Origin of the sequence: Albidovulum litorale, from assembly GCF_025751495.1 — a bacterium.
Lineage (GTDB): Bacteria > Pseudomonadota > Alphaproteobacteria > Rhodobacterales > Rhodobacteraceae > Albidovulum > Albidovulum litorale.
This window is the reverse complement of the sequence record NZ_JAOWKZ010000002.1, coordinates 512,899-526,034: the sequence shown is the minus strand read 5'-3', so window position 1 is coordinate 526,034 and position 13,136 is coordinate 512,899. Positions and strand designations below refer to the sequence as shown.

Below are 13,136 nucleotides of genomic sequence, written 5' to 3'. Positions count from 1 at the left end.
TTATATGGATGGCAGCGGGCGGCCTTCTTCCACCCGAAGGCGGTTGATCTGCGCGCGGTCCTCGTTCGGGCTGATGCCAAATTCCTGCCGGTAATGGCGCAGCAGGGGGACAACGGTTTCATAGCCGACCGCCAAGGCGATATGCGTCAGGTTCTGTTTGGAAAACAGAACCAGTTGCCGCGCGGCCTTCATGCGCAACGACCGGTAGTAGCGCGACGGGCTTTGCCCGGTCGCTTTCTTGAACTGTCTTTCAAGCTGTCGGGTCGAAACCCCTGCCTCGCGCGCGACATCCTCGATACCGACGGGCTCTGAGATTCTGGATGAGAGGATCTCGACGGCCTTCGCAACCGATCCGGGCAGGGAATCCTCGGTGCTGTCACGGCGAAAGGTCGGGATTTTCTGCCGCACACCCCTGCCGCGGACCAAGGGATGCTGAAACCAGCAGGCGGTTTCCGTTGCCGCCTCGCTTCCCAGCCGTTCCTCAATGAAATGCAGCATCAGGTCAAAGGCGGCAGCGGCACCTGACACGGTGTAGCGGTTGCTGTCGAACACGATCACGTCGTCCACCGTCTTGATCGCCGGAAATTCAGTCGCGAAAGCCGCCTCATAGCACCAGTGAACCGAGCATTCGTGGTTTTCGAGCAGCCCTGCGCGCGCCAGGGGAAAAACGCCGCCGCTGACCCCACCGATCGAAACACCATGCCGCGCAAGCCGACGCAGTTTTCCCTCGGACGTTTTGCGGTCGATGAAATTCGACGCCGGACCGCTTAGAAGAAAAAGATAGTCGAGCCCGTCTGCATCGGGCAGGGCGTAGTCGGGATCGAAACCGACATCCGCACTGGATTCCACCCTGTGGCCGGTTTCGGACAAGATCTTCCAGACAAAGGCCCGGTGGCCAACGATTTCATTTGCCGCACGAAGCGGTTCGATCATCGAGGTCAGGCAAGACATCGGAAAGCCCGGAAAGATGAGCAATCCGACGGTCGTGACGTGGTGGGTTTTGTTCATGAGCATCATGCTAGCAGGAAACACGCCGGCGCATTGGGGTATTTGTCAATCAGTAAAGGTGGCATATTGCCGATTTATCGGGGGCCATTCCGCGCGGCCCCGAGTCCCGACCTTGCCGACAACCCAGCATTGGCCTTCAGAAAGAAATGCGAGAAAACCGGATTTCTTGATGCGCCGATGCCGCGTGCGTTTTGCCAGCACTGCTGTCCCCGGTCCCGTGCGTGATCAGACTGCGGGCGTCTTGCTTCTCGATGCATCGCGATTCCCTTTCAGCCGGTTCGCTTGGCATTTGATGTGGTAAGGCGCCGTCGATCATGATGGCTTCGAAGTCGATCACCGAGGAGACCGTAAGCGACGCCTTAGCGGGTTCCTAGGCTGTTTTGCCGACCCAAGGCGTCACGCAAAGGGTGAGAGACCTCAGAGGTTCTGCGGGTGCCGCGTGGCAAGTCGCCTTTGAGTGTATCGAACTGTTCTACAATCCGAAGCGCCAGCATACGAACAATGGCATTCTGTCGCGCTTTGACTTCGAAATCACGCAACAGAAACTGAACGAGGCACGTGTCTAGGAAACGACGGGCACCTCATTCGCACCTTTTAGGGCGATTATTTCGCCTGCAATTTCATATATCTAAAGCATAGAACACCTCTTCAGGCACGGAATCCACGCCACAATGTGCGGGTGTATACAGTGCGTAGATTCAGAGAGTCATACGTTGACGGTGCCGGCAGACTAATACGAAGCAGCCGCCTTAAGGACAGTCGCACCGTCGCTTGTGCCGAGCAAACACGCCTCCTAACTGGCCAGTTCAGCGCAAAGCGCATCAGTCGTCAGCTGACGACAATAGCCCTTGATGGCGTTGATCGACGCGGTCTGTCGGGCCTCAGTATAGGTCATGCAGGCGTCCGTGACCTGGGTGACCAGATAGCCCAGGTCGCAGGCGTCACGGATCGCGCTTTCGACGCACTGGTCGGTTACGAGCCCGGTTATAACCAGTTGCCGCACCCCGAGGTTTCGCAGCACGTAGTCGATATGGGTCGAGACGAAGACGGAGGACGACGATTTCGGTAATACGATCTCGTCTCCCACGGGTGCGATCTCGTCCACCACCTTGCCGTCCCATGAACCCTTGGGCACGTTGAAGCCGGTGATCTTGTAGTCCAATGAACGGTCACGACCGTCCAGCGTCAGGCTTTCGATCGTTGTGAACATGACCTCCACGCCCGCCGCCCGGCAAGCGTCCTGAAGGCGGCGGATGTTGGGGATTGTCTCGGACCAGATCCGATCAAAAAACGCGCCGTACTTTTCCCGGAACTCGGCATCCGGGAGATGGCCAAACTCTGCTCCCTCACGCTTGGCGCTGAAGTTCTGCACGTCGACGATCAGAAGGGCGGATTGCCCGGGAACAAGCGGCACTTCTCTGGTCAGGGTAGTGGGATTGATGGTCGTCACAGGTCTGTCTCCTTACGGGGCTGAAACAGGGCGGCCAGCCTGCCAGCCCAGAGGATTTGGCCCGCCTCGTCGGCGATCTGGTCGTTGCGGATCTCGATCAGGGCGTGGGCGATGCCGCGGGGCTCTGCGACGCGCGGAATGAACCAGTCGGTCTCGTCGTCAATCTGGTAGGGTTGGTTCTCAGCAACGGTCAAGTTTGGATGTGCCGCGCCGAAACGCCTAGCCAGATCGCCTCCGCTGTTCGCCTGCCTAAAACAAAAGCCAATGTGCCATGGTCGCGCGAATCCGTTCATGCAGGGCGTAAAGCTGTGGATCGAATATGCGGCCCGTATCCGACGGTCGGAGATGGCTGCCTCGCAGGCCTCCGCGAAGGGGCGGAAAATCTCGTCCACCCGCGCGGTGCCGGCCTCGTTCGAGAGATTCCGGTTGCCGGGAATCTCTGCCCCATCGCTGGTCTCAGGAACCGACTGCTTGCCGAGTGGCGGTCTGTTGCAGTCGATGACCAGACGGCTGTAGCGCTGGAGGATCAATCCGGCCCCGAGCGTGGCGGCCAGTCGCCGCGCGACGCCCTCGGCGCCGATATCCCACGCTATATGCCTATCGATTTCACCTGGGGCGAGCCCGAGATCGCCCAGGGAGCGGGGAATCAGGCGTCCGGCATGTTCACAGATAAACAGCAGATCCGGTCGTGCGGTCGCGGCGACATATTCCACCGGAGCGGGATCCACCCTGGGGTCAAGAAGCCTCGCAGCTATCCGATCCATCTCCTTCATACCGTCTCCGCCTGTTTGTGGGGCGACATGCACCCCAATGGCATTCTGAAAGAAGAAAATCAATCGATGCCGTTTGGCAAGAGTTGACATGCAATTTTCATCAGCCTTACGCTCGTGAGCATGACTGCTGCAACCACCGATACCTTGCGGGTGCGAGAAGCGATGGACGCCAGCTCGGGTAGCCTCACCCCGAGCGAGCGGCAACTTCGTTCGGTCATATTAGCCGATTATCCATTCGCTGCCTTGGGGCCGATCCAGGACTTGGCGGATCGCGCCAACGTCTCGGCCCCATCAATCTCGCGGTTCGTGAACAAGCTGGGCTACCGGGGCTTTCAGGATTTTCAGCAAAGCCTGCTGAATGAGCTGAGGGATTCGCAGTCCTCACCGATCGAACTGCACCAGACGCGTACCACGTCTGTACCTGCCCCGCTTTCCGATTACGTGGAACGCGCGGTCGCACTCAGCCGCGATCTTGCCCAGCGTATGCCGACCGACCAGTTCGACCGGATCTGCGCGATGCTGGGCGACCCGAAGCGCCGTGTTTTCATGCTGGGCGGACGGATGAGCGACGCCATCGCCGAGTTCTTCCTGCGCCACCTGCGGCAGATCCGGGCAGACGTATTCCACGTGCCGCCCGACCCGGAGGCCTGGCCTGAATACCTTTTGCGCATGAAGCCCCGGGACCCGGTCGTTCTGTTTGATTTCCGCCGCTACGACGCGAAGCTGGCCGAGTTTGCGGCCGTCGCGCGTTCGCGCAAGGCACAGACCATTGTCATCACAGACCCCTGGATTTCGCCCGCCGCAAAAGGGGCAACGGAATTGGTCACGGTTTCAATCGACTCAGGCACGCTCTGGGACAGCTACGTGCCGGCATTCGCCCTCGTAGAGGCGCTGCTTGTCCCACTGGCCGAGAAGGACTGGGAAGCAACGCGGACACGGATAGAGGCATGGGATGTGCTGAGAGGCCGCGCCCGGAACGGAGAACGCGCATGAGCGAAGATGGAAAGCTTGTGTTCGTGGGGACGACCGATCTTGCGGGGCTTCTGCGTGGCAAGGCATTCCCGGCCTCAGAGCGTGACGCGCGGATGCGGAAGGGCGTCGGATGGACCCCTACGAACGTGCAGATCAATTGCTTCAACGCCATCGCCGAGACCCCGTTCGGCGCATTGGGCGACCTAGCCCTCGTCCCCGATCCGAACGCCCGAGTTACGTTAAAGGCCGATGACACCGCGCCCGCGCTTGACCTGATGCTCGGCGATATCCTCACGCTTGAGGGCGAGCCATGGGGGTTCTGCACGCGATCGCACCTGAAGCGCGCTCTGACCACGCTGCGCGACGAAGCCGGACTGGAGATATTCGGAGCCTTCGAGCACGAGTTTATGCTTCGGGATCTGGTGCCAGTGCCGGGCGATTCATATTCGTTCCGCGGGTTCCGCAGCGCCCAGGGCTGGGCCGAAGCGTTGATCGCCGCAATGCGTCACGCCGGAATGGGGCCCGACACGTTCATGAAGGAGTACGGTGCGCGGCAGTTCGAGGTGACCTGTGCGCCGGCGATGGGCGTGGCGCCAGCGGACCACGCGGCACTGCTGAGGATGCTGGTGCGCGACATCACTCGCCGCTTCGGCCATGCGTCGAGCTTTGCCCCGATCCTCGATCCAGCGGACGTGGGCAACGGTGTGCACATCCACCTCAGCCTTCGCGACGCGGCGGGCCACCCCGCAACGCACGACGCAAAGGATCCGCATGGGCTGAGCAAGGCGGCCCGGCATTTCATCGGTGGTATCCTCGCGCATCTGGACCAGATCATCGCGATCCTTTGTCCGTCCGAGATCAGCTATCTGCGCCTGACGCCCCATCGATGGAGCGCGGCCTTCAACAATCTCGGTTTCCGAGATCGCGAGGCGGCGGTGCGCATCTGCCCCGTGAGCAACCTCGACCCCGCCAAGGTTGCGCAGCAGTTCAACTTCGAGGTCCGTGCCTGCGACGCCGCCGCCAGTCCGCACTTGGCGTTGGCTGCATTGGTACTGGCTGGCGCGGCGGGGCTACGTAATGGGATCGAACCCCCGGACGTCACTGAGGACGATCTGTCGCTATGGCCCGAGGATCGGCTGCACGCGGCAGGCATGATCCGACTGCCACAGTCGCTTGCCGAGGCGCTGGAGCGGTTCGAGTCGTCCGACGCAGTGCGAGAATGGTTTGGCGCGGATTTCGTAAAGGTCTACGCAGATCACAAGCGATCGGAGTTGAAGTGCCTCGAAGGCCTCGATACGGCGCAGAAATGTGCCCGCTACGGTGAGGTATACTGATGCTGCGCGTCGAAGGTGTCTCGAAGAGCTTCGGCGGGGTGCAGGCGGTGGACGACGTGTCATTCACGGTCACCGACACCGAGATCCACGGGCTTATCGGGCCGAACGGAGCCGGCAAGACCACGATGATTAACCTGATCTCGGGCTTCCTCCGACCCACGCAGGGCCGGATCCTGCTCGAGGATCGCGAGATCCAGAACATGCCCCCCGAGACCGTGGCCCGGTCGGGAATAGCGCGCACCTTTCAGAACCTGCGGCTGTTTCGAAACCTAACGGTTCGGCGCAACATCGAGGTGGCCGAAAGCCACGCTGCCGATGCTTCGGACCCCACGCTGATCGACGATGCCATCGACCGGTTCGGGCTTGGACCCGTCTTGGGTCTTGCGCCTGACGCACTGTCCTACGGCCATATGCGACGGCTTGAAATCATTCGGGCACTGGCCCTTCGGCCGCGCGTTCTGCTTTTGGACGAACCGGCCGCTGGCATGAACACCGAGGAGACGGAAGAACTGTTTCGCAATCTCCTCTGGCTCCGCGAGCGCCATCCCTGCGCAATCCTTCTTATCGATCACGATCTGAAATTCATCATGTCGGCGTCCGAGACGCTGACAGTCATGAACATGGGCAGGCTTTTGGCCTCGGGCCTGCCACAGGACGTCACCAAAAACGAAGAGGTCATCCGGGCCTATCTCGGGCACGGGGAAACCGTCTGACAGGAAAGGATGAACACATGAGAACCTTACTGACCCACTGCGCGCTGGGCGCGCTGACCGCCGGACTGGCAGCCTTGCCCGCAATTGCCCAGGACGACACCGTAAAGATCGGTTTTGCAGTCCCGCTCACCGGCGATTTCGCGCCCTACAACGAAGTAGACGGCGCGCGCTGCATGGCCGAGATGATCAACCGGGAGGGTGGCATCGGCGGTCGCCAGATCGAACTGATGGTGCAGGATACCGGTGCCGACACCCAGGCGGCCATTTCGGCCGTCGAGCGGTTCCTCGGCGACAATCCGGTTGCCATCGGGACGATCCCGTTCTCAGACACGATGATCCCGGTGGCCCAGATCGCGGGCGCGCAGGGCGTTTCCATCGTGCAGGCCCAGTCCACGCAGGTGGAGATGCACACGGGTGTCGTGGACAACTTCCTGACGAACGTGGCGCCAGACCCCTACACCGCCACTGCGGCGGCGAACTACGCCCTGTCGCAAGGCGTGAAAAACGTGGTGATCTTCACCTCTGACGAGGGCGGGTCGTGGTCGGCGCGCACGCCCGAGTGGTTCGCCGAGGTGATCGAGGCAGGCGGAGGCACGCTGCAGGCGACGCTGAACTACACCGGCGGCACCACAGACTGGAGCCCACAGATCGCCGAGCTTCGCGCACTCGATCCGGCGCCCGACGCGATCTACATCTCCTGGGGTGTGCCCGACATCGCCGTGCTGATCCGTCAGGTGCGCGCAGCGGGGCTCGACGCATGGGTCGTGGGGTCCGACGGCTTCGACGACCCGTCGCTTGACGCGCTCGCGGGCGAGGACGTGTCGCTTCTCGACAGGGTGTTCTTCGGCACGCTCGCGCCCTCTCAAGGTGGCAGCAAGATCGCCGAGTTCCAGGACGCCTGCGCCGCGATCGGCATGCCGGTGAATGGCCTCTTCCCCGCGCTCGGGGCGGATACGATCAAGATCGTTGCTTACGGCGTGGAGGCTGCGGGCTCGACGGATCCGGTAGCGGTGCGCGACGCGATCCGCGCTGCGGATGCGATCCCGGTCATGTCGGTGGAATCGATCTCGTTCAAGGACACCAGCAGCTACGCGCTGCGCGAGATCCCGGTGATCGGGTTCGAGAACGGCGAGCGTAAGCTCCTGAGCCTTGAAGTGCCCGGCAACGTGCCGTCCTGGCCGTAAATCTCAGTACATTCCGCGCCTCCGGCCCGATCCGGGGGCGCGTCACAATCGTAACAGGGGCAGTTGTTCCGTGCTCGAAATCAGCGGGTTGAAAGTCTTCCACGGGCCGATCGAGGCGGTGCATGGCATCGACCTTTCGGTGCCCGAAGGGTCCTGTGTCGCGCTCCTGGGCCCGAACGGTGCGGGCAAGACCTCGACGCTTTCCGCGATCACTGGCACGGCGCGAGCCACAGGCACAATCCGTCTGGAAGGCCACGACCTTGCGGGGCTCGACATCGAGGACCGATTCCGCGCCGGCATCTCCATTGCGCCCGAGGGGCGGCGGATCTTTGCGAACCTCACGGTTTTCGAGAACCTGCGCATGGGTGCGGCGACCCGAACCGACGGTGGTGTCGAGCGCGATATCGAGGAATGGCTGTCCCGCTTTCCGATCCTAGGCGAACGGCGGTCGCAAAGCGCCGGCACCCTTTCTGGTGGCGAACAGCAGATGCTGACAATTGCGCGGGCCCTTCTGAGCAAGCCGCGTATCCTTCTTCTCGACGAACCCTCGCTAGGTCTTGCACCGAAAATCATCGGGCAGGTTTTTGCTCTGATCGAGGATCTCCGGCACGAGGGTATGACGATCCTTCTGGTGGAACAGAACGCTGGCGCCGCCATCGATGTGGCAGATTATGTCTACGTATTGGCGAACGGACTTGTGACCCGCCACGGTCCCTCGGAGGAGTTCGGGGACGGATCCGGGCTGATGGGTGAATTGACTGGAGTGCATGACTGATGGACTACGCGGCACAACAGCTTCTCAATGCCCTGTCCTTCGGGGCAGAATATGCCCTGATCGCGGTTGGGCTCGCGATCGTCTTCTCGATCATGGGACTGGTCAACTTCGCCCACGGTGAGGTAATCGCCTTTGGCGGATATTCGATGGCCGTGGTGGGCACTGTCGTAACGGGAAACCCGCTCGTACTCATGGCCGCCGTGCTGATTGCCTGCGTGTCGGTCTCTCTCCTGCTCGAACGGGTCGCTTTCCGGACGGTTCGGAAAGCAGACATCACGACGGGGCTACTCACGGCTTTCGGGGTCAGCATCATCCTTCAGAATCTCTACCTGCTCCTTGGTTCGCCGAGGCCGATCTCGGCCACACAGTTCATCTTTCTCGATCGCACGCTCCTGATCGGGCCGGTCCACGTCTCTTCGCTCCAGATTTACGAGACGGTGACGACCATCGCTGCGATCCTCTTCCTGACGCTCTTCCTGAAACGCAGTCACCTCGGCATCGCAATGCGTGCGGCCTCGCGTGATTTCCAAATGGTGCGGCTCTGCGGGGTTCGGGCAAACCGGGTTGTCGCCACAGCTTTCGCGATCTCGGGGCTGCTGGCGGGGCTCGCCTGCATCTTCATCATGGCACGCAGGGGCAGCGTGACCCCGCACATGGGCTTCGACCCGGTGCTCACGGCGTTCATCGCCTGTGTTCTCGGCGGGTTCGGCAGCCTGCCGGGCGCGGTTCTCGGCGGGTTCATCCTCGGGTTCCTCGAAGTCGGCGTCCTCGTTCTCCTCCCCCAAACTGCAGGCGGACTTGCGCAGGCAGCGGTGTTCCTCGTGGTGGCGCTGCTCCTCTTCTGGCGACCCGACGGCATCCTGACGTCCACCGCCGAAAAGGGTGACAAGCTGTGATGAGAGGGCTTCTCAACCCCGACCAGAAGCGTGGGCTGATCGGATCGGCCATGCTGGCTGTCCTCATTCTTGTCATCGTGGGCGCCTACGTGCTCTGGGGCGAAACCTACCAGGCCCGCATTCTCTACGCGACGTTCGTCAACCTGATCGTCGTCATCGGGCTTCAGGTCTTCATGGGAAACGGCAACTACGCGACCTTCAGCCATGCGGCCTTCATGGGCATTGCGGCCTATGCGGCGGCGATCTGCGTGACGCCCGCCACGGTGAAAGCGCTTTCGCTTCCGGATGCGCCATGGGGCCTCAATGCCTTCGAGATGCACCCTGTCTCGGCTGCACTTGTCGCGCTCGCCATCACAGGGATCATAGGGGCGCTTACCGGTCTCTTCATGTCAAGATTGACGAACGTGTCGATCACCATCGTTTCCATCGCGATCCTCGTGATCGTCCATTCCATCTTCCTGCACCGGACCGACATTTTCAAAGGCAACCAGGCACTGTTCGGTATTCCCCGCGTCTTCGGGCTGGGCCACGTTACCGCGCTCGTGATCCTTGCCATCGTTGCAGCGCGGCTGTTCCGCGAAAGCCGGCTGGGCCTCAGACTTCGCGCTGTGGCCGACGACGAGGTGGGCGCGCGGGCGATGGGCGTGAACGTGGTCCGTGCGCGGATGATCGCCTGGGTCGCCTCAACCCTCTTCTTCGCGACGGCGGGTATCGCCTACGCCTTTTATCTCGGCACGATCTCGGCGCGGCCGTTCTACTTCAACTATGTCTTTCTTACCGTCGCCATGCTGATCCTCGGCGGGCTCCGGAGCGTGACCGGCGCGGTCTTCGGTACACTCCTCATCTCGCTTGGGCTTGAGATCATCCGCTGGCTGGAGACCGGTCCCACGCTCGGCGGCGTCAAGCTGCCCGAGATGCTGGGGCTTTCGGGTCTCCTTCTCGGCATTGTCATCGTGGGCGTCATGGCGTTCCGGCCCCACGGGCTCATGGGCAACCGCGAAATCGAGGATATCGTCTTTCGCCCTAAGAAGACCACGGAGATTTCCAAATGACCTGCACGCACACGATCCACAAGCATGACCACCACCTCGGTTGGGACAACACCTTCGAGCCGGTTCTGTCTGTGAAGCCGGGTGAAACCATCGCGGTCGAGACCATCGACGCCTCGGGTGGGCAGCTCGGGCCCAAGAGCGGGCTCGACGACTTAGTGTCGCTCGACTTTGGGCGGGTGAACCCGGTGACCGGTCCGATTTTCGTTGAGGGCGCCGAACCCGGCGACGCGGTGGCGATCACATTCCGCAGGTTCAATCCCTCGGGTTGGGGCTGGACGGCGAATATCCCGGGCTTCGGTCTTCTCGCCGAGGATTTCCCAGACCCGGCGCTCCATATCTGGAACTACGATACCGTCGCGACGACGCCCGCCGCCTTCGGGCCGGGCGGACGGGTGCCGCTCAAACCGTTCGTTGGCACCATTGGCCTTGCGCTCGCCGAAGTCGGGCATCACAGCGTTGTCCCGCCGCGCCGGGTGGGTGGCAACCTCGACATCCGCGATAACGCTGTGGGCACAACCCTCTACCTGCCGGTGGAGGTTGCGGGCGGGCTCTTGTCCCTTGGCGACACCCATGCTGCCCAGGGCGACGGCGAGATTTGCGGCACGGCCATCGAAAGCCCGATGGATGTCGAAATAGAGATCGGCCTTCTGAAGGGCGCAAACTTTGCCTTTCCGCGGTTCGAAACCTCCGGGCCCGTCACCTCGCATCTGGATGTAAAGGGTTATTGGGTGACGACGGGAATTGGGCCGGACCTGATGCAGGCGGCGAAGGACGCGGTTCGCGGAACGGTGGAAAGGATTGCGCGAGAGACAGGCATGTCGGCAGTGGAAGCTTACATGCTGGCTTCGGTCGCGGGCGACCTGCGGATTTCCGAGATCGTGGACATGCCCAACTGGACGGTGAGCTTCTATTTCCCGAAGGTGGTGCTGGAGTAGACCGGGTGCAGTACGGCAATAACCCTTCCACCCAGGGCGCGAGCATGCATTGCGTCATACTCAAGCCCCATTGTGGGTTTTGTCGCAGACTTTGACGATGATCGGAAAAGGTCTTTGGTCTTCTTCTATCAGGCGGCCAAGGCAGCGAATTGCGCGAAGAGGTAATGTCACGACAGATTACGCTTGCCGAACGCCGTCACGATTTTCCAACTGACGGGTGGCAAACCCGGCGGCGATGATGGTTTACCTTGCTCGGAGCGACGCAAAACCGTCGACTGAACGCCTTCGAAAAGTGTGCTTTTGAATTGAAACCCGACACAGCAGAAATCCCGAAAAGCGTCATGTCCGTCTCGGTAATCAGGCTTCGCGCGTAGCCAAGGCGGAGACCCGGGTAGTAGCCCATCGGCGTCTGGCCAAGGCAACGCTGAAACTGCCGCTCTATATGTCGGGCCGAATAGCTGACAGACGCCGATAATTGCTCCATTGTCAGAGGAGATTCGATGTTGTCGGACATGAGCTTGACGATCTCGATCAATCCCGGATTGCGCGTGTGCAGCACCGTGCGGATCGAGGTCCGCTGGTTGAGATTCACGCCTGCGTCGTCGCGCAGAAGGCACATGTCCGCCACGATCGTCGCGAAGTCCTCGCCGTGGTCCTGCCGAATAATCGAGATGGCCATGTCGGCGGCGGCTGCGCCAAGCCGCCGCCGCATAAACTCAAACAGAAACCGAACCAGAGCCTCCGCTACAAAACGGCCCGAGAAGTCCGAAAACCCTGACGACGGACAATTGAAATGGTTGAAGACTGAGGCGCGGGCGGCGACGAACATCAGCAGACTTCGCATACACCGAAAGCGTTGCATCGCCCGTTCTCGTCGTCGGAAAGGAAGGTGCGAATTTTCGGTCCCGTTGTTAAGCCAGCGACCTGTCTCGTGCCGATCCGCTGCTCCGGCCTCCTTCAGAGCGGCGCCGTAGGACCGAAGTCTGTCCGTCACGATGACTTTAGTTCGACCGTTCCTACGTACTGCTTTCTTTAGGAAATTCAAGGCGGCCTTCTTATGCCGCGTTGTCCGTAGTCACGAAGCTTTCAAGTACCTCCCCTTGATGGTCGACGGCCCGCCAGAGGTAGTGCCGTGTCTGACGTCAGCGACCATCGGAAAGTTTTTGGGGCTGGTTTTGAAGTGCTTGAATGGGGAGCAATTTGTCACTCGCAGAGGCTATATGGTGCCGCATCCCTCCTCAAGCGGAGTTCTTAGGACGCGTCCGTTTTGGAAAGGGTCATCTTGTGCTACTTGTTGGTTGGTTTTTATGGAGTCCGGTCATATGGCCGGGTTTATCGCGCTCTTGTGTAACGGTCGTGCGGTGGTCATGAGATCGGCGAAGCTTTCGCCGCGCAGAGGGCAGAAATCATAGGCAGGGCCGGTGCAGCCCGGCCCGACGGCGATCGTGAACAGGCCCGCGCCATGCGCGGACCGAGCGCCGGGAACGGAATCCTCGACCGCAAACGCCGCGTGGGCGGGCAGGTTAAGTTCGTTGAGTGTGGTCAGGAACGGCAGCGGATCGGGCTTGCCGACCGGCAGTTCGGCGCCCGAAACGGTCAATTCGACGACATCCCGAAGCCCGAGCATCTCGACAGCTCCGTCGATATGGCGGCGGGGCGAGGACGAACAGATCGCGATCCGCAAGCCTGCATCGACAAGGCCGAGCAACCAGTCCTTTGCCCCCGGCACCGGTTCGCGCATCCGTTCCAGCCAGATATCCGCTTCGGCCCCGATCTGATCACCGATGGCCCGCCGCATCTCGGGCGTTAGCGGCATTCCGAAGAGTTCGTCGAGAAAGTCCTTAAGGCCCCGCCCGACATGGGCATCGAGAAGCGCCTGCGATGGCCGCTTGCCGTAGCGGGCCGTTACCTCGATCTTGGCCTTTTCCCAGACGTGTTCGCTGTGAACGAGTGTACCGTCCAGATCGAAGATCGCGGCCCGGTAGCGCGTCAGGTCGAAGGTGGCCTCTCGCAGTTGCTGTGTCATGCTGCTAGCCTCCCGACG

13 protein-coding genes and 2 pseudogenes are annotated in these 13,136 nt (G+C 61.4%); 8 read left to right on the top strand and 7 right to left on the bottom strand.

Going from position 1 to position 13,136, the window contains the following annotated elements; all coding sequences use genetic code 11:
• The 4 genes from OEZ71_RS08400 to OEZ71_RS08385 form a co-directional block, all read right to left on the bottom strand.
• Positions 1-1,014: a GlxA family transcriptional regulator gene (locus tag OEZ71_RS08400; protein WP_263739495.1), complete on the bottom strand. Its 1,014-nt coding sequence runs from the start codon at positions 1,012-1,014 to the stop codon at positions 1-3.
• Positions 1,015-1,144: 130 nt separating this feature from the next.
• Positions 1,145-1,345, bottom strand: coding sequence for a hypothetical protein (locus tag OEZ71_RS08395; protein WP_263739494.1), 201 nt, complete (start codon positions 1,343-1,345; stop codon positions 1,145-1,147).
• A 456-nt stretch (positions 1,346-1,801) separates the two neighbouring features.
• Entirely contained in the window at positions 1,802-2,458 is a 657-nt protein-coding gene (locus OEZ71_RS08390; protein WP_263739493.1) for a cysteine hydrolase family protein, read from the bottom strand.
• Positions 2,455-3,321 carry an N-formylglutamate amidohydrolase gene (locus OEZ71_RS08385; protein WP_263739492.1) on the bottom strand — a complete coding sequence of 289 codons (867 nt, stop codon included), beginning with the start codon at positions 3,319-3,321 and terminating at the stop codon, positions 2,455-2,457. The genes OEZ71_RS08390 and OEZ71_RS08385 overlap by 4 nt, the downstream gene beginning before the upstream one ends.
• Before the next feature lie 30 nt (positions 3,322-3,351).
• Between OEZ71_RS08385 and OEZ71_RS08380 the strand changes: the two genes are divergently transcribed.
• The 8 genes from OEZ71_RS08380 (at position 3,352) to OEZ71_RS08345 (ending at position 11,092) form a co-directional block, all read left to right on the top strand.
• Positions 3,352-4,224, top strand: a complete 873-nt coding sequence (locus OEZ71_RS08380) for a MurR/RpiR family transcriptional regulator (RefSeq protein WP_263739491.1) — start codon at positions 3,352-3,354, stop codon at positions 4,222-4,224.
• Positions 4,221-5,537, top strand: a complete 1,317-nt coding sequence (locus tag OEZ71_RS08375; protein ID WP_263739490.1) for a type I glutamate--ammonia ligase — start codon at positions 4,221-4,223, stop codon at positions 5,535-5,537. Before OEZ71_RS08380 ends, OEZ71_RS08375 begins: the two co-directional genes overlap by 4 nt.
• Positions 5,537-6,250, top strand: coding sequence for an ABC transporter ATP-binding protein (locus OEZ71_RS08370; protein ID WP_263739489.1), 714 nt, complete (start codon positions 5,537-5,539; stop codon positions 6,248-6,250). The genes OEZ71_RS08375 and OEZ71_RS08370 overlap by 1 nt, the downstream gene beginning before the upstream one ends.
• Positions 6,251-6,267: 17 nt before the next feature.
• Positions 6,268-7,434: an ABC transporter substrate-binding protein gene (locus OEZ71_RS08365; protein WP_263739488.1), complete on the top strand. Its 1,167-nt coding sequence runs from the start codon at positions 6,268-6,270 to the stop codon at positions 7,432-7,434.
• Positions 7,435-7,504: 70 nt separating this feature from the next.
• On the top strand, positions 7,505-8,209 hold the full coding sequence (locus OEZ71_RS08360) for an ABC transporter ATP-binding protein (protein ID WP_263739487.1): 705 nt from the start codon (positions 7,505-7,507) through the stop codon (positions 8,207-8,209).
• A complete protein-coding gene (locus OEZ71_RS08355) occupies positions 8,209-9,105 on the top strand; it encodes a branched-chain amino acid ABC transporter permease (RefSeq protein WP_263739486.1) in 897 nt (298 codons plus the stop codon). Before OEZ71_RS08360 ends, OEZ71_RS08355 begins: the two co-directional genes overlap by 1 nt.
• Positions 9,105-10,157: a branched-chain amino acid ABC transporter permease gene (locus OEZ71_RS08350; RefSeq protein WP_263739485.1), complete on the top strand. Its 1,053-nt coding sequence runs from the start codon at positions 9,105-9,107 to the stop codon at positions 10,155-10,157. Before OEZ71_RS08355 ends, OEZ71_RS08350 begins: the two co-directional genes overlap by 1 nt.
• Positions 10,154-11,092, top strand: a complete 939-nt coding sequence (locus OEZ71_RS08345) for an acetamidase/formamidase family protein (RefSeq protein ID WP_263739484.1) — start codon at positions 10,154-10,156, stop codon at positions 11,090-11,092. Before OEZ71_RS08350 ends, OEZ71_RS08345 begins: the two co-directional genes overlap by 4 nt.
• 196 nt (positions 11,093-11,288) lie before the next feature.
• On the opposite strand, the pseudogene OEZ71_RS08340 reads toward OEZ71_RS08345, so the two are convergent.
• The 3 genes and pseudogenes from OEZ71_RS08340 to OEZ71_RS08330 form a co-directional block, all read right to left on the bottom strand.
• Positions 11,289-11,555, bottom strand: a pseudogene (locus OEZ71_RS08340) (helix-turn-helix domain-containing protein); the annotation flags it as partial.
• 324 nt (positions 11,556-11,879) lie between these two features.
• Positions 11,880-12,222 (bottom strand): annotated as a pseudogene (locus OEZ71_RS08335) (DDE-type integrase/transposase/recombinase); the annotation flags it as partial.
• Between the two features lie 188 nt (positions 12,223-12,410).
• Positions 12,411-13,118 (bottom strand): HAD family hydrolase, encoded by a 708-nt coding sequence (locus OEZ71_RS08330; RefSeq protein ID WP_263739483.1) that lies wholly within the window; start codon positions 13,116-13,118, stop codon positions 12,411-12,413.
• Between the last annotated feature and the right edge of the window lie 18 nt (positions 13,119-13,136).

Coding starts and splice junctions, on each gene's coding strand:
- OEZ71_RS08385 (WP_263739492.1), bottom strand. CDS start 3,321: ATGTCAACTCTTGCCAAACGGCATCGATTGATTTTCTTCTTTCAGAAT.
- OEZ71_RS08355 (WP_263739486.1), top strand. CDS start 8,209: ATGGACTACGCGGCACAACAGCTTCTCAATGCCCTGTCCTTCGGGGCA.
- OEZ71_RS08345 (WP_263739484.1), top strand. CDS start 10,154: ATGACCTGCACGCACACGATCCACAAGCATGACCACCACCTCGGTTGG.
- OEZ71_RS08365 (WP_263739488.1), top strand. CDS start 6,268: ATGAGAACCTTACTGACCCACTGCGCGCTGGGCGCGCTGACCGCCGGA.
- OEZ71_RS08375 (WP_263739490.1), top strand. CDS start 4,221: ATGAGCGAAGATGGAAAGCTTGTGTTCGTGGGGACGACCGATCTTGCG.
- OEZ71_RS08350 (WP_263739485.1), top strand. CDS start 9,105: ATGAGAGGGCTTCTCAACCCCGACCAGAAGCGTGGGCTGATCGGATCG.
- OEZ71_RS08330 (WP_263739483.1), bottom strand. CDS start 13,118: ATGACACAGCAACTGCGAGAGGCCACCTTCGACCTGACGCGCTACCGG.
- OEZ71_RS08380 (WP_263739491.1), top strand. CDS start 3,352: ATGACTGCTGCAACCACCGATACCTTGCGGGTGCGAGAAGCGATGGAC.
- OEZ71_RS08400 (WP_263739495.1), bottom strand. CDS start 1,014: ATGCTCATGAACAAAACCCACCACGTCACGACCGTCGGATTGCTCATC.
- OEZ71_RS08370 (WP_263739489.1), top strand. CDS start 5,537: ATGCTGCGCGTCGAAGGTGTCTCGAAGAGCTTCGGCGGGGTGCAGGCG.